Origin of the sequence: Thiolapillus sp. (genome assembly GCF_048562965.1) — a bacterium.
GTDB classification, from domain to species: Bacteria; Pseudomonadota; Gammaproteobacteria; order Chromatiales; family Chromatiaceae; genus Thiolapillus; species Thiolapillus brandeum_A.
Window position 1 is genome coordinate 1 of record NZ_JBHNMF010001620.1, and the last position, 528, is coordinate 528.

1 protein-coding gene is annotated in these 528 nt (G+C 53.4%); it reads right to left on the reverse strand.

Features of this window, described 5'->3' with window-relative positions:
* Nucleotides 1-247: 247 nt before the first annotated feature.
* On the reverse strand, nucleotides 248-508 hold the full coding sequence (locus tag ACOCD2_RS25850; RefSeq protein ID WP_293653694.1) for a hypothetical protein: 261 nt from the start codon (nucleotides 506-508) through the stop codon (nucleotides 248-250).
* Nucleotides 509-528 lie beyond the last annotated feature (20 nt).

A 528-nucleotide genomic window follows, 5' to 3' on the forward strand; every position in this document is an offset into this window, starting at 1 on the left:
CGCCAGCTCTACACCGGATACTTGCCAGGGACTCTTGATTCCCAGTATCTGGGCGTATAGGTCTTTGTCTCTCATAGGGGATTACGATAATCTACCCACTCCATTTGGGGAAGAGCCAAAAATGTTATCCAATAACACAGTTCGCGGGGGATACGGCTATATCCTTTCGCGTCCATAGCGGCCTCCAGAAGTTTGTGTTGATTTCTCTTCTGAGAAGGCCGCGCCTTGCATGCCTTTCTTTAAATTTTCAAATGAAGGCATGCAAGGCATGCGGCAACGCTATGATCCTTGCTATGTCAACTATCGCTGCCAGCCATGGAGAGCGAAGCGAAGGCTGGTAGACCCCAGTAGCCGCGAGGCCGCACTGTTTTCCCGGCGTGCCTTGCGCCAGAGGGAAAACAAAGTAGACCTCCGAACGCGGCGTCCAGTCATTGGGAGCCAAGTACGGAGCAGCAACGAGCTTGCGAAGTTGTTGCGTAGTGCTTGGTGACCAGGACGGCTGGGGCACCAATAGGTTGTCAAAGGCCG